This is a genomic window from Paenibacillus sp. LHD-117 (genome assembly GCF_030929555.1).
Lineage (GTDB): Bacteria > Bacillota > Bacilli > Paenibacillales > Paenibacillaceae > Pristimantibacillus.
This window is the reverse complement of sequence record NZ_JAVFVT010000037.1, coordinates 61,688-81,046: the sequence shown is the minus strand read 5'-3', so window position 1 is coordinate 81,046 and position 19,359 is coordinate 61,688. Positions and strand designations below refer to the sequence as shown.

Genomic DNA, 19,359 nt, shown 5'->3' with positions numbered 1-19,359 from the left:
ATAAGTTCCATCGGCGAGGTTAAGTTTATGTCCAAACAGTGTGGGCTCAAAACGCTCTTGTAATCTGCATGCACATGATAGACGAACATCGGAAAGCCGTATGAGGGAAAACCTCACGTACGGTTTGATGAGGAGGGGCTGAATTTGTGTCAGCCCTTCACTCTAGCAATAAGTAAAATTTATTTCAGGCACGTAACGTGAAAGTTGTCTTTTATGCTAAATACCGTAACTTTTCTATCAAACTTGTAGTCTATTATTAATAGATACATAGGATGGGAGAGTTGCAGGACGAATGGGTAAGTTGAAGGGCATTAACGGCCGGTTGAAGAAGAGAGGTCACTTAGGGACAAAAGTTATCGTCGTGGCGATGAGCGGCATATTGATTACGGGGCCGTTCGCGTCGATCGCGCCGGAGAGCTGGGGGCAAATGCTCGTGTCGCAGGCGAGCGCCGCGGCAACGACGCAGCTCAAGCTGAAATCGCAGTCGATGTTGACGTCGGGCGCGAAGCGATTGGACTACATATTTTATACGAACAGAAGCAACAAAAGCGTGCAGACCGACGTGCATGTCATCGAGGTCGATCTGACGAATCCATATGTTTCACTGGATACGATGAGCGGCAAGAGCAATAGCGTGGGCCAGCGGAACAATATTTTGAATATGACGAATGAAAACGGGGCGATCGGCGGCATTAACGGCGATGTGTTCATCATGTCGAACAGTGAAGGCGCGCCGCTTGGCGCTCAGGTGCAAGGCGGGGAGTTGACGTCCAGCCCGTCGAAGCTGAAAGGCATGTACGCGTTCGCGCTGACGAAAGACCGTAAGCCTGTCATCGATTCGTATTCATTTACCGGGACGGTAACCGCCCAGAACGGCAATACGTTCCCGTTAGAGGGACTGAACAAGTCGGCTTATTATCCCGAGGTGGATGGCGTTACATACAGCCATGTGGATGCGATGTACATCTACACGAGCGAGTGGGGCGGCGCGGAACGTCCGATGAATTCGGCGACGAAACCGACGGAAGCGCTTATCATTGACGGGGTTGTTGCGGAGATTAAGGTCAATGAGGCGATCAAGACCGCCATTCCGGAAAATGGTTATGTGCTTCGAGCGCATGGAGCGGCATCGAAGTTCATACAAGAGAACTTGAAGGCCGGCGAGCCGGTAACGGCGGATTACGCATTGATGTCGAAGACGCTCGGCACGAAGATCGATCCCTCGACGTATGACATGCTGATCGGCGGCCATACGCTGCTCGTGGACAATAGCGCGGCGGCTCCGTTCTCCAGGGACATTGCCGGCGTCAGCGGCAATTCCTACACGTCGAGATCCGGCATTGGTTATTCCAAGGACGGCACGAAAGTGTATTTGATCACGGCGGAGAAGTCGGGCGGCAATACCGGCCTAAGCCTGAAGGAGCTTCAGCAGGTGATGGTTCAGCTCGGCGTGCATAAGGGCATGAACCTCGATGGCGGCGGCTCGACGACGATGACCGAGCGGCCGCTCGGCAGCACGTCGCTGCAGCTGGCGCATCCGACGCAGGAGAGCTCGCAGCGCGCCGTGACGAACGGCATCGGCGTCTTTACGAACGCGCCTCAAGGCAAGCTGAAGGGCATGATCGTGAAGGGCGCGAACATCATGCTGCTCGGCCAAAGCATGAGCTATTCGACAAGCGGCTATGATACTTATTATAACCCGATGACCGTGGATCCGGCCTCGCAGACGTGGAGCACGTCGGCGGCCGTCGGCACGTTCAGCGGCAACGTCTTCACCGCGACCAAAATTGGCAAAACGAAGGTGACCGTCACGTCGGGCGACGTGACGTCGAGCTATGACGTCGAGGTGATCGGTCAGGACCAGATCGCTTCCATGCGGATCAACGCATCCGCCGGCATGCTCGCAAGCGGTTCTGCGCTGCAAGTTCCGATCACGGTTAAATTGAAGAACGGCAGCACGTACAACCTTTCCGGCGACTCGTTCGCGTGGGAGTTCGTCGGTTTTGACGGAGAGTACAAAAACGGTGCCGTCGCCGTAAACGGCATCGAGCCGGACACGACGACAGGTTATGCGATCGCCCGTTATGACGGATACGGCGCGATGATTCCGTTCGTGAAGGGCGAGCAGGCTGCAACGCTCGAGGATTTCGAAGTTTCGCGTTACCTCATCACGTCGCAGGTGACGCCGAAGGAAACGACGAAAGGCTCGGTCAAGCTGGTTAGCGATCTGCCGGAGCAGAAGAGCGGCAAAGCGCTGCAAATTTCGTACGATTTCTCGTCGGGCACGGGCACAAGGGCATCTTATGCCGTACTGGGCAACGGTCTGACGTTAGCCGGCTCGCCGACGTCCCTGACGATGGACGTGTACAGCGATACGAGCAACAACTGGGTGCGGGCGGAGATCGTCGACACCGCGGGCAAGGTCCATCTGCTGGACATCGCCAAGGAGCTGAACTGGACCGGCTGGAAAAACGTGAAGATCGATCTCGCTGCTGCGGGAGTCGCGTTCCCGGCCAAGCTGAAGCGGGTCTATGTCGTGACTTTAGGCCAAGCAGACGTCGAGAAGATTCCCGTTGGCGCCATCGCGATCGACAATCTTGCGCTCCGTACGGCGGCCGTCGTCAAGGAGCCTGCAAGAGCTTCGATCGTCATGACCGTAGGCAGCTCGAAAGCCACGGTGAACGGCAAGGCGCTGACGCTGGAAGCCGCGCCGCTGATCCAGAAGGGCTCGACCTACGTTCCGCTGCGGTTCGTGACCGAAGCAATGGGAGCGGAAGTCCTATACGACGAGAAGACGAGACGGGTTACGGTGCTTCGGGGCTCGCAGATGCTGGAGATGACCATCGGACGGAAGGACTATACGCTGAACGGCGTCCGTTATACGTCCGACGTGGCTCCTTTTACGAAGAACGGAAGAACGTTGATCCCGATCCGTCTTTTCTCGGAGAAGCTTGGTTTCAAAGTGAAATATGAGGATAAATTAAGACAGATAACAATAGATTAAGCTGGACGGCGTAGGGCTATAGTGTGGTATGATAGTAAGGAATATCCTATATGTACGTGTTCAAAATGCCCAGTTTTCAGCACCAAGAAGGTTGGATGAAGCTAGGAAATGAGGAGCGGAGCGTAGTGGAAGCTACGTGAGCACCGGAAGTTCCGGCTGAATTCAAGATTCGACGTCGAATATGCTTCTTGGTATACATCGTGATCAAAAGTGGGCTATTGGACGCCTCTATAGGGATAAGGGAGTGCCATGCTGCCGTGGATCACCTGACAGTCGACATCAATAGAGTCATAGCCAATGCCATCAAGGTGATGGAGGACAGCAAGTATCAAATTTACGAAATATGCGAATCGGCCCGTTCGGAGCTCGAAGCGCTCGAGCAGGAGCTCGACCAAGTCCTCCAGGAGACGATTCGCACGATTGATAAGGTGGACAAGCTGGAGCAGGAATACAGGCTCGCCCGAATACGACTAACCGAGGTCAGCCGCGACTTCGTGCGATATAAGGAAGAGGATATTAAATCCGCTTATGAGAAGGCCACTCAGATCCAGCTGGATCTGATGGTCTATCGCGAGAAGGAAAATTATCTGAAATCCCGTCGCGATGATTTGCAGAAACGGGTCCGCAACGTCGAGAAATCCGTCGAGCGCGCGGAGATGATCGCCTCCCAGATGAATGTCGTGCTCGAATATTTGTCGGGGGACTTGAATCAAGTTACGCGTATTTTGGAATCAGCGAAGACCAGGCAGCTGCTTGGGTTAAAAATTATTTTGGCGCAGGAAGAAGAGCGCAAACGGATCGCGAGAGAAATCCATGACGGCCCAGCGCAGTCGCTCGCGAATATCGTGCTGCGTACCGAAATCGCGGAACGAATGCTTATCAAAGGGCAATTCGAGCTGGTGCAAGACGAACTGGTCGATCTGAAGGGTCAGGTCCGCTCCGGTTTGGAAGAAATTCGCAAGATCATCTTTAATCTTCGTCCGATGGCGCTGGACGACCTCGGACTTATCCCGACACTTCGGAAGTTCACCCAGGACTTCGAGGAGAAAGCCAAAGTCCACACCAAATTCGATCTGATCGGCAAGGAAATCCGGCTGCCGTCGGCCATGGAAGCGGCGATTTACCGCATGGTCCAAGAGGCATTCTCGAACGTGCTGAAGCATGCCGGCGCTTCCCATGTATCCTTGGAAATATGTTTTAAGCCGCAGGTTATCACGCTTACGATACAGGACAACGGAGCAGGCTTCCGTATAGAAACGATCAACCATCCGACCACGCGCAATGCGCATTTCGGCCTAGTCGGAATGAGGGAACGGGTGGAGTTGATCGAAGGAAGGTTGGATATAGACTCAAAACCGGGACAAGGTACGAAGATTGTAATAGATATCCCTACGACTTCCGAACATAGAAAGGAGATTGAGACTAATGAATCAGACCACGGCTAACGGCCCGCATAAAATCAAGATCTTATTGGCTGACGACCATCAACTGTTCCGCGAAGGATTAAAGCGCATTCTGAATATGGAGAACGACCTCGAAGTGATCGGCGAATGCGGGGACGGCATCCAAGTCATGGAGTTCTGCAATCATACCATGCCAGAGATTGTGCTGATGGACATTAATATGCCCATCGAGACTGGCGTCGTAACGACCGAGCGGCTGAAGTCGATGTTCCCGGACGTAAAGGTCATTATTTTATCCATTCATGACGACGAGAGCTACGTCTTCGAAACCCTTCGCAAGGGCGCGACGGGTTACCTGCTGAAGGACATGGAGGCGGAGTCGCTCATCAACGCGATCCGTTCCGTGCATCAAGGTTATTCCTACATCCATCCGAAGGTAACGGGCAAGCTGATCAACCAGCTTCGCCGCATGACCTACCTTGACGAGATGGGCGTGGCGACGGGAGCGGCCGCGGCCAAGGAAGCAGGCGTGAAATATCACGCGGCGGAAGAGAGTCCGCTGACGCGCCGCGAGGCGGAAGTGCTGCGTTTGATGGCGGAAGGCAAGAGCAACAAGATGATCGGAGAATTCCTGTTCATCAGCGAGAAAACCGTAAAGAACCATGTCAGCAGTATCCTTCAGAAGATGGAAGTCGATGACCGCACGCAAGCGGTAATCAACTCCATCAAGTTCGGCTGGGTAACGCTGTAGCATAAGAAAAGATGACTTCTGATCCATTCGGAAGTCATCTTTTTTATGCCCACAGGAATGAATAAACATAAAATACCCGCAAGAGGGGCACTTTGAAAAAGCGTCCATCCTGCGGGGTTACCGTGAAACGTATGCGATTGCTGCCAGCGTGCGGCCGTCGACTTGTTAATTCAGATACAGCCGATTCTGCGGTATGATTTGTTTCGCTTGCGAAGCGGAGGACCATGACAGCTTCGCTATGGCATCTTCGGTATTATCATAAAATTCCAGCTTAATATCGTACTTTTGTCCCGCCGTTAACGAGATCGTACCCGACCATTCCGTCGTTGCTTGATCGATCCATTTGTCGATAACGAGCTGATTGTTTACCCAAAGCCGGACTCCATCGTCTGAGCTCGTATAGAACGTATAGGTGCCCGTGTATTGAGGTTTCACCTTGCCCGTCCATCTGACAGAGAACGTATCCGCGTCCATGGATGGCATAGGAGACCCGTAGCCCCAATCGAAGTTCACGGCGGCATCGGTTCTTGTTGCCATTAACGAAGTGAAATTCATGTTGTTGTAAAGGTTGGTCATGATATAGCCTGGGCTAGTAGGAAGCGCCCCCCGTGAGCCGGTTTCCGTGTGAACCAGATTGCCGTCCACATACCATTTGATAGAAGAAGGGGACCATTCGAAAGCATAATTATGAAAGTCTAACGAAGCGTCGAACCCAAGATTGATGATGGTGCTGTGCCCGCCTACCCCGTTCGTAAAATAATTCGTTTCCAGCTTCGTTGTGCCTGAATGATTTTTTGAATGTTCTTGACCTCCAATATATGCTATCATAAGAATTGAAAGGTGGCGAACGTATGATCGTAACTGTCACGGCGAAAATTAAGATTAAGCCGACTGATAGTCAAATTGGGGCGCTGCATCAAACCATGATTGCTTATCGGCGAGGCTGCAATCTGGTCTCTGACTTTGTGTTCGACTCGAGCGAATTAAAGCAGCCTGCTTTGCACCGCATGACCTATCAAGCCCTTCGCAGCACGATTGGCCTGCGCTCCCAAATGGCTCAGTCGGTGATGAAAACCGTCATTGCCAGATACAAGGATTCTGAGCAGCGGCCACGATTGGACGCGCGTGCAGTTTAAGAAGCCGGAATATGATCTGGTCTGGAACAGGGATTATTCGCTGAACGCGCAGCTGTTCTCCGTGAACACACTTCAAGGCCGCATCAAAGTCCCATTCGAAGCTAAAGGAATGAAAGCCTACTTCGACGGCTCTTGGACATTCGGCACTGCAAAGCTTGTCTTGAAAAAACGCAAATGGTTTCTGCATATTCCTGTATCTAAGGAATCAGCAGTTCCTGAGCTGCAGGACATCGAACAAGTTGCTGGGATCGATCTAGGCATCAACTTTATTGCCACGGCGTACGGCTCCGATGGCAAGACCGTCTTTTATCGGGGCAGGGCGCTAAAACGAAAACGAGCGAACTACAAACGATTGCGTTCCGAGCTTCAGCGCAAACAAACAGCCTCGTCACGCCGCAGGCTGAAACAAATCGGGCAACGAGAAACCCGCTGGATGACCGATGTGAACCATCAGTCAGTAAGGCACTCATTGCCCGGTACGGGGCGAATACGCTGTTCGTGCTGGAAGATTTGACAGGTATCCGCCGTGCAACGGAAAAGACCAAGCAAAAAGATCGATATGTGACAGTATCATGGGCGTTCCACCAGCTTCGCAACATGGTGGAGTACAAGGCGCAGCTTGCGGGATCAATCGCGATTGTGGTTGATCCGAAGCACACGTCGCAAGCGTGTCCGGTATGCAGCCACACCGCAAAAGAGAATCGGGATAAAGGGATGCATCGTTTCCGTTGCCGGGACTGCGGATATGCAAGCAATGATGACCGCATAGGCGCTATGAATCTCTGTCTGAAGGGAAAACAGTACCTTCTTCAAGGTGCAGGCGTAGCATGACTAGGCTTGCAGGGCAGCTGTCAATCTGCCCATCGATAGGCGTATGCTTATCGTGGATGTAACACCACGTTCTTCTGAACGCAAAGAGATCGGAGTCGCAGAGACGTTACCACGATCGGGTAGTTACAAGCTCCCGCTTCAAACAATAGATATGTGGGAGTCATTGATAGAAGCCTCCTTTATTGGGGGAATTGTTCTTGCAATTTAAATCCTACATATAAATCGCTGAACCATCTCCGCTATTTCGTTTATAAAGTGGCACTATCCAACTATTATTCATGGGCCGGAACAACGGGCAAAAAAGAAGCCCAGCCTCTTCCCGCCTGATTCGGCAACCGCTTGGGTTGTTTCCGAATCAAGTGACGGATCGAGGATGGGCTTCTTTTTATATTAGTCGCTAGTTGTTTTGGCGCTTGCGGGCTCTTAGAGCTATGAGGCCAGAGACGGTTACAAAGCTGCCGAGCAGGTAATACGGCATCGGGCTGGCCTCTCCTGTTTTCGGAAGGTTATCGATAGGCGGCTTGTTCTCGTCCGTCGATTGGTCGATCTCTTCGTTCGGCTCGCCGCCTTTAGGGATTTCTTCCTCCTCTACGATAATCGGAGATTCGGAAGGTTCGGTCGACTCCGGCGGAGTGGATGGAGACTCCGAAGGAGGCGTTGTCGGCGGATCGGTAGGCGGCGTTGTGCTAGGTGTCGTAGAAGGCGTCGTGCTAGGTGTCGCAGAAGGCGTTGTGCTAGGTGTCGCAGAAGGCGTTGCGCTAGGTGTCGCAGAAGGCGTTGCGCTAGGTGTCGCAGAAGGCGTTGCGCTAGGTGTCGCAGAAGGCGTTGCGCTAGGTGTCGCAGAAGGCGTTGCGCTAGGTGTCGGAGAAGGCGTTGCGCTAGATGTCGCAGAAGGCGTTGCGCTAGGTGTCGGAGAAGGCGTTGCGCTAGGTGTCGGAGAAGGCGTTGCGCTAGATGTCGCAGAAGGCGTTGCGCTAGGTGTTGGAGAAGGCGTTGCGCTAGGTGTCGCAGAAGGCGTTGTACATTGTTTGGGGTCTTGGAAGGCATATTTAACCAGGAGATCATGACCGGTCGGCTTTAGCGTTTCTTGCACCGGGCCCATATAGACGTCAAGCTGGGACGGGCCGCATCTCGGCAAGTCGATCGTGATGGAATATTGGCCAGGCGTGTCTAGCTGAAGCGTTTTGGAGGAGAATAGAATCTGGTTCTCATATGGCTGAGGATTGCCGACATAGGTGTAATCCGAGAAGGTGACCTCCACGCAGTTCATCGTGTTTTCGAAGGAAGCCGTTGCGGTGCCGTCGCCGTTGATCACGATAAGCACTGCATCCCTGACCAGCGCATTGATGTTTTTCGAATAGGATTGGCAAATTTGGGTCCGTTCGGTAGTGCCGTTCTGGCCTTCCGCGAACACGATAGAGCTCAGCGGGAATGATACGATTAGTATCATGGCAAGCAAAATCGAGAGCCGTTTCTTTACGATTGACATCCATTCACTCTCCTTGTAATTGTAAACTAATCCCCTTTAGAAGCATTTAAAAGATGGACTTCTTCCTCGATGGAGCAAGTAGTCGTCATACCAAAGAGACAATTGAATATATGCAGCATGGTTGTACAAAAATGTTATCATATTTTGGTAATTCGGCAAGGGTGTTATTTTAGGAGAAGTTGTTGCCTACGAGGGGAGTGATTGTCGAATGATGTAAGCGGGAGCACATTTCCTCACTTGTCCCTGAAGCGCGTAACCGATGGGCGCCGCGCGGCATATAGTGACACAAAGAGGAGGTGGCTGACCTGTTAGAGCTTCTGCTTCTAGTCATCGGTTGTTACGCGGCCGCTGCGCTTCTGGTGCATCTGGCTTTCTGGTTCGGGAGAGAGCGCAAAAGCGAGCGAAAACATTACGTCCTGATCGCGGATGGACGGCAGCATCATATGGAGTGGTATTTGAGATCACTGCACTCTTTTTCGCGATGGATGGGGAAGGAAATTCAGCTGACGGTGGTGGACCGTGGCTTGACGGAAGAATCGAAAGCCATTGTGGATCGGTGGAATCGCAGCGGCAAAGTCGTGAGGTTGCACCAGACGGATGGGACTGAGCAGGCGGATCAACAAGATGGAAAGCGCTATCCAAACGGAGGGGATAGGGCGGTCCACCTCATGTGGCTGCTTCAGGCGGAGGGGATCGTCTCCGAGGCGGATCATGCGGTCCTCGTTGATTTGCAGAATCCGGAAGACTTGTCCAAGATGCCATTTTAGCTTATAATCTCCTTACAAACATAACGACACGTAATCATAATGATGCTAAGTGAAGCACACTTGATCGACGCCGGCGAACGGCGTGGTCGGTGTGCTTTTTTTGTTGCCCTGTCAGACAAACCATCCATGCAGGCCAATCGATGAGGAGGAGAAGGATGAAAGCAAGAGTGTACGTGTTGCGGAAGAAAGAAGAATGGTCGGCCTGGCTGACGTTAGCTCCCGAGGTCGATTATGCCTATTGGTTCGGGAAGCTGAGCGCCTGGGAGGAAGCGGAATGCGCGTGGTTCTGGCAAGATGAGCTGCCGCTCGGACAAGCGGTGCAGGCGGTGAGTTTATGGAAGGAGCGGGCGGCTCGTCCGAAAGGGATCCGCATCGCGGGCTTGTCCGCCTTATGGGATAGAGGCGGAAGCGGGGGACATCCTTCCAATCGGCGAGGTGCCGAATTCGCGCCCGGGAGATGGCTTGGCGAGGCCGACGCGGTCGGCATCATGTCCGAGGTAATCGACGAAGTAAAGGCGGCGGACGATGGCATCGGCCGTAAGCGGCTCATGAGGTGGGCATGGATCAAGGAGGCGCTGGGAGAGCAGGAGCAGAGGGGGAAGGGGAGCTTGCTGGCGGAGAGCCGTGAGGCATATCGGTTGGAGGGGACTCAGACTATTCAACACGATGAACGTGGTAACGAGCCGTTGACGAACCGATACGCCAAAACAACCATATCGCAGACGGGAGAAGTTGCGAGAAGCGCGACAAATAGAGAGCGAGGCGGAGCATGTCGCTCGCTTCAAGCGAACAAAGAAGCTGAGAGACGAACCAAGGAGGCGAACAGAAGCGTGGTGCGCTGGAGCGCGGGAGACGGGCGGCGCGTGATGGACGCCGCGCGCTGGAGCCATGTGGCGGCAATCGCGAAGCTTGCCGCCGGTCTCCTGCAGGGCCGCGCGCTGCTAAGCGTCGAAGCGCGCGCCCTGCTGGCCGGCGCAGCCGTGCCCGGGGCCGAAGCCGACTGGAGCGAAGCGATCCAGTTGGCGGCGTTGCTCGGGCAGGTGCGCCTTAGCGGAGCGGTCGCTGCCCCCGCGGGCAAGCGGGCGGACGCCCGGCGCCGGCTCCGCTGCCTGCGGTGCGGCAGCGGGGAGGCGCATTTGCGGCGCACGGCGTGCCTGTCCTGCGGGCGCGACTGCGCGTATTGCGAGGCCTGCATTCTGATGGGCCGAAGCCGGGAGTGCGAGCTGCTCATCCAGGGCATGTACGACTCGCCGATTTGGAAGGAGCAGAGCATCGGAAGATGGAAAGCGATGCGGCAGCAGCCTATGCAAGACCGGCTAGCCAAGTGGAATCTCAGTCCGGCGCAGCAGGAAGCAGCGGGCAAGGCGCTGCGTTTCATTGAAGAGCGCCCGTGGGCCGGAGCTGGGCGAGGGGAATCCGCAAATTCGGCCAACCGGGATTTTCTTATTTGGGCCGTAACGGGCGCCGGCAAGACGGAGATGGTGTTTCCGCTTGTGGAATCCGTGATGAATAGGGGTGGCCGCACGCTAATCGCTTCCCCTAGGAGAGACGTCGTTCTGGAGCTCGACCCGCGCATACGGCGGGCGTTCCCGAACTCTCGTGTAGTTACCTTATACGGAGGCAGCGAGCAGCGCTGGGAGAAGGGGGATATAACCTTGTCGACGACGCATCAACTTCTCCGATACCATGAAGCGTTCGATCTCGTCATCGTCGATGAAATCGATGCGTTTCCGTATCACGGAGACCCGATGCTTCATTACGCCGCCGACAAAAGTCGCCTCTCGGCATCGCCCAAGATACTCCTGTCCGCCACGCCTCCCCGCGCCATGCAGTCGGAAGCGAGACGCGGTAAGCTGGCGCATGCGCGCGTGCCGGTTCGTTACCATCTTCATCCGCTGCCTGTTCCTAGGCAGCTGCATGCCCCGAGCGTACGGCAGCTGCTGGCGAACGGCAGGTTCCCTTCCTCTTTGCTGAGGGCGCTGCGGCAGTCGCTCAAGCGGGGGGCGCAGATCTTCTTTTTTGTCCAGCGAATCAGCGAATCCGAGCCGATGGCCGCGCTGCTTAGAAACAAGCTACTAGCTGTGCCGATTGAAGCGACCTCCTCCCAAGATCCCGAACGCGCGGAGAAGGTCGCCCGGTTTCGCAGCGCCATTACGCGGCTTTTGGTGACGACCACCATTCTGGAGCGGGGAGTCACGATTCCGAAGAGCGACGTGTTCATTATGGACGCGGACGGCAAATTATTCGACGAAGCATCGCTCGTCCAGATGGCGGGCCGCGCCGGCAGGTCGGCCGACGACCCGGCGGGGAAGGTGTATTTCTTCGGCATCGCGAGAACGTTATCCCAGCTTCGGGCCGTCCGCCACATTCGAAGCATGAACCGAACCGCGGCCAAGCAAGGCTTCTTGCTCCCTTCCCTTGCAAGGAACAACAAAAGGGAGGAGCGATGAGCGAATTGGTCCTAAAATGGCTGGAAAGCGTCAAACGATCATTTACCGGCATAAACCATCCTGCAGAGTGGTTGTCACCTCAAGCGGATGGTTGCGCCGCATGCGGCAAAGCTATACGATTCGACACGCCGTCATCGTCATCGTCTTCGTCATTCGGCGGTCTGCCTGTTTTGCTGCAGCGATCCTTATGCATCCGCTGCAGCCAATCCATTCCGTGGCTGAGCCGAGTCCGCTGCGCCAAATGCGGGCGCGCGATTCATTGCGAGGATTGCGTCCGCAATCCGGAGCGGGCCTTTCAGCTCAACCGGAGCGCGGTTGAGTACGACTCGGTTATGCGCAGCTGGCTGGCGCTGTACAAATACCGGGGGAAGGAGCGCATGGGGCCCATTTTGGCCGAAATGCTTATCCCGCCCTATGAACGGTTGACGGCGGCCATCGGGGGCCGCTGGGATGCGATTACTTACGTGCCGATCAGCGAAGAGCGGGCGATGGAACGCGGGTTCAATCAGGCGGAAGCGATGGCCGGGCATTTGGCTGGACGATTCGGGCTTCCGCTGCTCCCGTTGCTCCGGCGCGAGAGGCATGCCGAGAAGATGAGCTTCAAGACGCGGACGCAGCGAATAAGAGATGTGCAGACGCTTTTTGCTCCGAGCCATGAAGGTTTTCGGGTGCTTCACGCGCGAATACATGCGGCCGGTCAAGCGCCTGCCACGGCGATCAACTTGCTTCTCGTCGACGACATTTATACAACGGGTAGTACGGCGGGAGCATGCGCGGCCGTTTTGAAGGAAGCAAGCCGGTCGTTCGGGGCAGAAGCTCACGTCTATGTCCTAACCTGGGCACGATCTTAGACGGCTGAAGCACGGCAAATCTAGCAGCTTGCGAGATACTATTTTGCTAATGAAATTTTTCCAGAATTCCGTTAAACTATAATAAAAAGTAGTTTCACAGGGACAAGGGGGGCACTAGTTATGAATTTGGATAATTGTCCACGCTGCGGCAAATTATTTGCCAAAAACTTCAGAGATGTTTGCCCGGTTTGCATTCGGGATATCGATAAAGAATACCAGCTATGCGCGGATTACCTGAGGGAATTTAAGGGAGCGATGATCGGTGAGCTGTCTGATCAGACCGGGGTCTCCATTAAACAAATCACGAAGTTTGTCCGCGAGGGTCGGATTTCGATGACGAACGCGCCTAATCTGGCGTACCCGTGCGAATCATGCGGCATGTTAATCCGGGAAAACCATATCTGCGACAACTGCCGTGCACGTCTTGTAAAGGATACGAACCAGATGAGGCGGAGCGAAGCGAGCAAGTCGACGGAAGAGGAGAAGCGGGCAGCCATGCAAGCTGCATACCGCGGATTGTCGCAGTATAAAGACAGATAAATTCTCAATACTATTAAATAATACTTGACTAAAGCCGATAATACTTGCATAAGGTATTCGGCTTTTTTAGTTCTTGCAAATAATGAGGTGGATAAATTGAAGATAAACGAAACGAATCGCATCGGCGGCGCCAACCCCTATCAGAAACAATCTGAATTCCGTGCGAATGAAGGCAAGAAGACCAAACAGAAGGACGAGGTCCAAATTTCGGCCGCAGCCAAGGAAATGCTGTCGACGAGCAAGCTTGGCAGCTCGGAGCGCGCGGAACGGATTAACGAATTGAAGCAGTCGGTCGCATCGGGGACGTACCACGTGGAAGCGGGTAAGATTGCAGAGAAATTATTGCCTTACCTAAAGGAGTAATGTTCGATGAATGAACATATTGGGCAAATTTTGATCGTGCTTCAAGAGCTGACGAACGAGCACCGTCAACTGATCGAATACGGCAAAGCGAAGACGGAAGCGATCAGGAATAATCATATTGACGGGATAGCGTATATTTCCGGCAAAGAGAAGAAAATGCTTGAGCGCATTGTGGAGCTTGAGAAGAATCGGACCTTCCTTGTTGGCAAATATATGCTCTCGCAGAAGTTAACGGGCGCTCAGCGTTCTTTCAAGATGGAGAAGCTCATCCAAGCCGTGTTTCATGTGGAAGAGAAGACGCAGCTCTCCAAGTTGTGGAAGGAATTGAACGGTGTCATAACGGAGCTTCAAGACATTAATGAGTTCAATCAGCAGCTCGTCAGGATGACGTTGGAATATTTGCATTTCACGCAGGATTTGCTTCTGGGTCCCGAAGATGAAGATGTTACTTATCATAAAGCGGTGCAAGGTCTGGTTCAGAACCGCAGCGGCAAATTTAATATGAAAACATAGATAAGCGAGGTACGATATATGGCATCTACATTTCATGGCTTAGAGACGGCTCGGCGAAGCTTATTCACGACGCAATCCGCTTTGAATACAACCGGTCATAATATTGCGAACGCCAATACTGCAGGCTATTCGCGGCAAGTGGTGAACATGACGGCTTCCAGGCCGATCGAAGCGGTTGGTTATTCAAAGTCAGTAGCGGCCGGCCAGCTTGGCACAGGTGTGGAAGCCAGCTCGATCACCCGCATACGTGAGAAGTTTCTGGATAATCAGTTCCGGAATGAATACAAATCGCAAGGCAATTTCTCTGTACAACTGGATACGCTCTCCAAGCTGGAGGGTATCGTCAACGAGCCAAGCGATACGGGAATGCGAACAGTCATCTCCAACTTCTGGAATGCATGGTCGGATCTCAGCAAAAACCCCGAGAACGCGGATGGACGCAAAGTGGTTATGGAACAGACCATGGCAATGGTGGATGCGTTTAATTATACGGCCAAGCAGCTTGGCGATCTAAAGGCCGATCTGACTGAGAATGTTGAAATTAACATGAATACTGTTAATTCTCTTACAACAAGCATTGCCCAGCTGAACGGCGAAATTAGAAGAGTAGAAGGCCTTGGCGACAACGCCAACGATCTTCGAGACCAAAGAGATCTGCTTACGGATCAATTGTCCGGACTTGTTAATGTGAAAGTCGAAGAACAAGCAACCGGTTATAGCATTACTATGGGCGGAGTGCAATTGGTACAAGGTTCAACCAATACGGCTCTTGACATGGCAGCGATCACAAGCGCTTTTGAATCCGGTGATTTGAACAGCGGCGCGATCTACGGCACCATTCATTCCCGGGATCATTTTGTTGAAGGGTATATTGGCGAACTGGATCGAATGGTTCAAACGATGGCATATGGCGAATTCGAAATCACATTGCCGAAGGGCTCTGTTCTGCCGGAAGGAACCGTGCTGAATGGCGTCACATATAGCGGTGCAACCCGTACTTTGACAGAAGATACGACGGTAACCGTAAACGGCTTGAACGGCCTTCATCAGCTTGGTTATAGTCTTGCAGACGGCGAGGGCGGATTACCATTCTTTACGGATGCCTCGGGCGGCACTACAGGCTTGACGGCAGGCAACATCACGCTTAACCCGGCTATTGTTGCCAACTCTAACCTGATCGCTACGTCAATGCGAGTAACCATGAACGCGGATGGGACGGAGACGGTCATCAACGGGAATAACTCGCTGGCCGTGTTGTTCTCTCAAATGCGGGATGTTCGTTTTGACTTCGATTCCGGTACCGACAAAAACATGAATACGGTAGATGCTTACTTCCGTTCCGTTGTCGGCCAGCTCGGCGTACAAGCCGCGGAAGCGACACGAATGCAAACGAACCAGCAAATTATTGTAGAGCAGGTGGATTCGCGCAGGCAGTCCGTCAGCGGCGTATCATTGGATGAGGAAATGTCCAATATGATCAGATTCCAACATGCTTATAACGCAGCGGCTCGTAATATGACTATGATCGATGAAATATTAGACAAAGTAATTAACGGAATGGGCCGCGTTGGCCTCTAATAAGAACATTGAAGGAGGTAACTGGCGATGTCCTTGCGCGTAACCCAATCCATGATGAATACGCAGTTGCTTCGTAATATTTCGAATAATCTCGGGCGTATGAATACGTTGCAGAATCAGCTCTCCACGGGCATGAAGATCAACAAACCTTCCGACGACCCCGTAGGGATCACGTTTGCGCTACGCTATCGCAGCGAGTTGGATGCGAATGACCAGTATACGAAGAATGTAAGTTCTTCGCTCTCCATGCTTGAATATACCGATACGACAGTTGGGCAGGCCGGAGATATTATGCAACGTTTCAGGGAGCTTCTTGTCAAAGGCGCGAACGGGGCCATGGAGCAAACAAGCCTGGACGCAATCAAAGTGGAAGTATCTCAGTTATATAATCAAATGGTCGAAATAGGAAACAGCCAATTCAACGGAAAACAAGTATTTAACGGAGAGTTTACAGGCGAAAAGCCATATCCGACAATGGGGGTAGAGGGAACGCCGGATTTGATAGCTGTTCCTCCACTATTAAAAGCATTTCAAGTAAGCTCGGATAACGGCTCCATTCAATATGAATTAGCCGCGAGCATGAAATTAGGAATTAATCTGGTTGGCAATGAAGTATTTGGGGAAGGCATTTCACCAACGGCAACGCAAGCCGAAATTGAAAGCAGCGATAATGTCTTTTTGCTACTTCAACGAGCGCATGACATGTTGGGGGCGGGCGATCAAGTCGGTATTTCTAAATTAATTGAACAAGTGGATACCCGCATGAACACCATGCTAACAAAGAGGGCTGAAGTAGGAGCGAGAATTAATCGCGTAGGCATCGTTCAACAGAGATTGGATGATATTACGATTAATCTCAAGACCGTTCAAGCAAAGACGGAAGATGCGGATATGGCTGAAGTTATCACGAACATGAAGACTGAAGAGAATGTTTACCAAGCCTCATTATCAGTAGGCGCTCAGCTTATTCGTCCCAGCTTGGTCGACTTTCTGAGATAGGGAGGATTCATGCGAATACCTCAGATTCAAATCAATCTGACGCATGCATCACTTTCAATCGATGCGGATATCGGAAGGCAGCATCTGGAGCAGCCTAAAGCAAAGGTAGATATGGAGCAAGTGAGACCAGACCAGCAGTTTCGTACGACTGCAGGCCGCCTTGAAATTAATCAAGATCGCGTGTGGGACGCTCTGGGACTGGGCAACAATCTAGAAACCATGAATAAAATTTATTCCATGGCGAAAGACATTGCGCTTCAAGGCATAGCCCGCATTGTTGAGAAAGGTGACCAGATGGCGGCAATCCATCTGGGAGGCAATCCGATCGCACAGATGGCGAGGGAATGGCAAAGAACGTTCCCCGAGTACGATTTCCGGGGGGAGGCTTCGTTCGATAATATTGATATGGAGTATATTCCCGGTGAGCTAACGATAGATACAACGCCAGGAAGAGTCAATCTCAATGTTCAGGTGAACAAGCCTATTCACGAATATGAACGGGGTAAGCTGGACATCTACATGAACCGATATCCTAAAGTTGAAATTATTCCCCCCCGAATTGATCAGCTGCTTTAAAAAGCGTATTATTTTACGACTATAGATCATCAGCGCAAGACGCTAGAGGTCTATAGTTTTTGTTTTAATGATCTAGAATTCATGTCTTGGAGGTCATGTTGTGAATACTAATATCGTTCGGTATCAATTTGAGCAAGGTATACCCGGATTCGAGCATGTGAAGCAATTTGTGTTTGAAGAGATGGGTGATGAGTTACCCATGAAACTAATGAAAGCGGAGGATGATTCTGAAGTTTCCTTGTTGGTTGCGAGTCCGTTCATGTTCTATCCTGAATATGAATGGAAGCTTCCCGATAGCGTGAAGGAGGAACTTGAGATCGAAAGTGAAGCAGATGTTGAAGTATGGTCAGTTATGACTATTCCTTTAGACCTAGTGGGTGCAACCGTCAACTTGCTTGCTCCAATCATCCTTAACACTAGAACAGGTAAAGGAAAGCAGCTCATTCTTCATGAACATACATACAGCTCGCGTGCGCCAATTCATCGAACATAAGGAGGAGGTAAGGTATGCTGGTATTATCGCGCAAAAGTAATGAGTCCATCATGATCGGGGCCAATGTTGAGATCATGATCCTAGGCGTAGAAGGCGATAACGTGAAGTTGGGCATTCGCGCACCGAAGGATGTTGATATCTACCGCAAGGAGATTTACATGGCTATTCAGGACGAAAACCGTGCCGCAAACAGACCTCTATCCTTAGAGGATGTAACAAAACTTTTCAATAAATAATTTTCGAACAGGCTATAAACATTTGATTGATACAGCCGATAAATATAGTAGCACGATAATAGTGCGGCCGAACTATTATCGTAAGCTTCCGCAAGGATGCGGAAATTCGAACATTTCAGGGAGGAAATATTCATGATTATCAACCACAATATCGCTGCTTTGAACACGCACCGCCAATTGGCAAGTAACAATGCAGGTGCAAGCAAATCTCTGGAGAAATTGTCTTCCGGTCTGCGTATTAACCGCGCTGGTGACGACGCTGCAGGTCTTGCAATTTCCGAGAAAATGCGTGGCCAAATTCGCGGTTTGGATATGGCTTCCAAAAACTCTCAAGACGGCATCTCTATGATCCAGACGGCTGAGGGTGCATTAAACGAAACACATAGTATTCTCCAACGTATGCGTGAGCTATCTGTTCAATCTTCCAATGACACGAATACGACTCAGGACCGTAAAAATCTTCAAGATGAAATGACTCAATTGGGTACTGAAATCGAACGTATTGCTAATACAACTGAATTCAACACCAAGTCGTTACTTAATGGTAGCATGGGTGGCGCTCAAACGGCAGCAACTGGAACAGTTGTGAACAGTGGCAATCTCGCTGCTGGTGTTGTAGGAGCAACTCTTCTAACCGCAGTAACAGATGCTAGCGGTAATAACATTGGTATCGCAGTTGGTGATACAATCACTGCAACGTGGTCCGTAAACGGAACACAACAAACAGCAAGTTACACAGTTGCCGCAGCAGCAGATGATATGGACGATGTCCTTACACAAATTAATCTTAACGCTACTGTCGGCACTGCTGCACTTGCCGCAGGTGTACTTACTGTAGACGGTGCGGCTGCTGGTACGGCTGCACAGATTAATGGTTTATCTTTCGAGGTAAAGACTGCGACTGGTACGCGTAAGGACGCTGCTTCGAACGTACTTTCAAACTTTTCTGAGGGCGTAAAAGCAAAAGATGCTCGCTCCGATGGCTCTGCTACTTTCCAAATTGGTTCAAACACTGGCCAAACTATGAATTTGTCTGTAGAAGACATGAGAGCGTCCACTTTGGGCGTAAATAGCTTGCAAATTGGTACTCAATCTCAAGCTGCTACTGCGATTAAAGTAGTTGACCAAGCGATTCAAAAAGTTTCCGCTGAACGCTCGAAACTGGGTGCTGTTCAAAACCGTTTGGAGCACACAATTAACAACCTGAACACTTCTTCGGAGAACCTGACAGCTGCTGAGTCCCGTGTACGTGACGTCGACATGGCTAAAGAAATGATGAACTTCACGAAGAACAACATCCTTACACAAGCTTCCCAAGCCATGCTTGCACAAGCTAACCAACAGCCGCAAGGCGTACTGCAATTGCTTCGTTAATTTCA

The 19,359-nt window shown here is 51.9% G+C and carries 17 protein-coding genes and 2 pseudogenes; 16 read left to right on the top strand and 3 right to left on the bottom strand.

Translation table 11 applies throughout. From position 1 onward, the window contains the following. Positions 1-292 precede the first annotated feature (292 nt). From RB620_RS24095 to RB620_RS24085, 3 genes are all read left to right on the top strand, one after another. Positions 293-3,004 carry a stalk domain-containing protein gene (locus RB620_RS24095; protein WP_308098847.1) on the top strand — a complete coding sequence of 904 codons (2,712 nt, stop codon included), beginning with the start codon at positions 293-295 and terminating at the stop codon, positions 3,002-3,004. A 257-nt stretch (positions 3,005-3,261) separates the two neighbouring features. Then, the gene (locus RB620_RS24090) at positions 3,262-4,449 is read left to right on the top strand and encodes a sensor histidine kinase (protein ID WP_308098846.1); all 1,188 of its coding nucleotides are present in this window, start codon (positions 3,262-3,264) and stop codon (positions 4,447-4,449) included. Further along, positions 4,430-5,158 (top strand): response regulator transcription factor, encoded by a 729-nt coding sequence (locus tag RB620_RS24085; protein WP_308098845.1) that lies wholly within the window; start codon positions 4,430-4,432, stop codon positions 5,156-5,158. The genes RB620_RS24090 and RB620_RS24085 overlap by 20 nt, the downstream gene beginning before the upstream one ends. 165 nt (positions 5,159-5,323) lie before the next feature. Here RB620_RS24085 and RB620_RS24080 read toward each other — a convergent pair whose 3' ends face one another. Then, positions 5,324-5,734 (bottom strand): PA14 domain-containing protein, encoded by a 411-nt coding sequence (locus RB620_RS24080; protein WP_374121454.1) that lies wholly within the window; start codon positions 5,732-5,734, stop codon positions 5,324-5,326. An 18-nt stretch (positions 5,735-5,752) separates the two neighbouring features. Then, positions 5,753-5,986, bottom strand: a pseudogene (locus RB620_RS30425) (family 16 glycosylhydrolase); the annotation flags it as partial. A gap of 23 nt (positions 5,987-6,009) precedes the next feature. On the opposite strand from RB620_RS30425, the pseudogene RB620_RS24075 reads away from it, so the two are divergent. Continuing rightward, positions 6,010-7,125, top strand: a pseudogene (locus RB620_RS24075) (RNA-guided endonuclease InsQ/TnpB family protein). A gap of 397 nt (positions 7,126-7,522) precedes the next feature. Here the strand turns inward: RB620_RS24075 and RB620_RS24070 are convergent. Beyond that, complete coding sequence (locus RB620_RS24070) at positions 7,523-8,614, bottom strand: LPXTG cell wall anchor domain-containing protein (protein ID WP_308098843.1); 1,092 nt, start codon at positions 8,612-8,614, stop codon at positions 7,523-7,525. A 296-nt stretch (positions 8,615-8,910) separates the two neighbouring features. Between RB620_RS24070 and RB620_RS24065 the strand changes: the two genes are divergently transcribed. The 12 genes from RB620_RS24065 (at position 8,911) to RB620_RS24010 (ending at position 19,354) form a co-directional block, all read left to right on the top strand. Beyond that, positions 8,911-9,381, top strand: a complete 471-nt coding sequence (locus tag RB620_RS24065; protein ID WP_308098842.1) for a hypothetical protein — start codon at positions 8,911-8,913, stop codon at positions 9,379-9,381. A 155-nt stretch (positions 9,382-9,536) separates the two neighbouring features. Further along, the gene (locus tag RB620_RS24060) at positions 9,537-11,831 is read left to right on the top strand and encodes an ATP-dependent helicase ComFA (protein ID WP_308098841.1); all 2,295 of its coding nucleotides are present in this window, start codon (positions 9,537-9,539) and stop codon (positions 11,829-11,831) included. Continuing rightward, complete coding sequence (locus tag RB620_RS24055; protein WP_308098840.1) at positions 11,828-12,682, top strand: ComF family protein; 855 nt, start codon at positions 11,828-11,830, stop codon at positions 12,680-12,682. Before RB620_RS24060 ends, RB620_RS24055 begins: the two co-directional genes overlap by 4 nt. Before the next feature lie 120 nt (positions 12,683-12,802). Beyond that, positions 12,803-13,222 carry a TIGR03826 family flagellar region protein gene (locus RB620_RS24050; RefSeq protein ID WP_308098839.1) on the top strand — a complete coding sequence of 140 codons (420 nt, stop codon included), beginning with the start codon at positions 12,803-12,805 and terminating at the stop codon, positions 13,220-13,222. A 96-nt stretch (positions 13,223-13,318) separates the two neighbouring features. Beyond that, entirely contained in the window at positions 13,319-13,585 is a 267-nt protein-coding gene (flgM, locus tag RB620_RS24045) for a flagellar biosynthesis anti-sigma factor FlgM (protein WP_308098837.1), read from the top strand. 6 nt (positions 13,586-13,591) lie between these two features. Continuing rightward, complete coding sequence (locus RB620_RS24040) at positions 13,592-14,098, top strand: flagellar protein FlgN (RefSeq protein WP_308098835.1); 507 nt, start codon at positions 13,592-13,594, stop codon at positions 14,096-14,098. 18 nt (positions 14,099-14,116) lie between these two features. Beyond that, complete coding sequence (flgK, locus tag RB620_RS24035; RefSeq protein WP_308098834.1) at positions 14,117-15,676, top strand: flagellar hook-associated protein FlgK; 1,560 nt, start codon at positions 14,117-14,119, stop codon at positions 15,674-15,676. Positions 15,677-15,703: 27 nt separating this feature from the next. Further along, the gene (flgL, locus tag RB620_RS24030; protein ID WP_308098832.1) at positions 15,704-16,675 is read left to right on the top strand and encodes a flagellar hook-associated protein FlgL; all 972 of its coding nucleotides are present in this window, start codon (positions 15,704-15,706) and stop codon (positions 16,673-16,675) included. A 9-nt stretch (positions 16,676-16,684) separates the two neighbouring features. After that, positions 16,685-17,251, top strand: a complete 567-nt coding sequence (locus RB620_RS24025; RefSeq protein ID WP_308098830.1) for a DUF6470 family protein — start codon at positions 16,685-16,687, stop codon at positions 17,249-17,251. Between the two features lie 100 nt (positions 17,252-17,351). Further along, positions 17,352-17,744: a flagellar assembly protein FliW gene (gene fliW, locus RB620_RS24020; protein ID WP_308098828.1), complete on the top strand. Its 393-nt coding sequence runs from the start codon at positions 17,352-17,354 to the stop codon at positions 17,742-17,744. 14 nt (positions 17,745-17,758) lie between these two features. Beyond that, a complete protein-coding gene (csrA, locus tag RB620_RS24015; RefSeq protein ID WP_308098826.1) occupies positions 17,759-17,980 on the top strand; it encodes a carbon storage regulator CsrA in 222 nt (73 codons plus the stop codon). A gap of 132 nt (positions 17,981-18,112) precedes the next feature. Further along, the gene (locus RB620_RS24010) at positions 18,113-19,354 is read left to right on the top strand and encodes a flagellin N-terminal helical domain-containing protein (protein WP_308098824.1); all 1,242 of its coding nucleotides are present in this window, start codon (positions 18,113-18,115) and stop codon (positions 19,352-19,354) included. Positions 19,355-19,359: the final 5 nt, after the last annotated feature.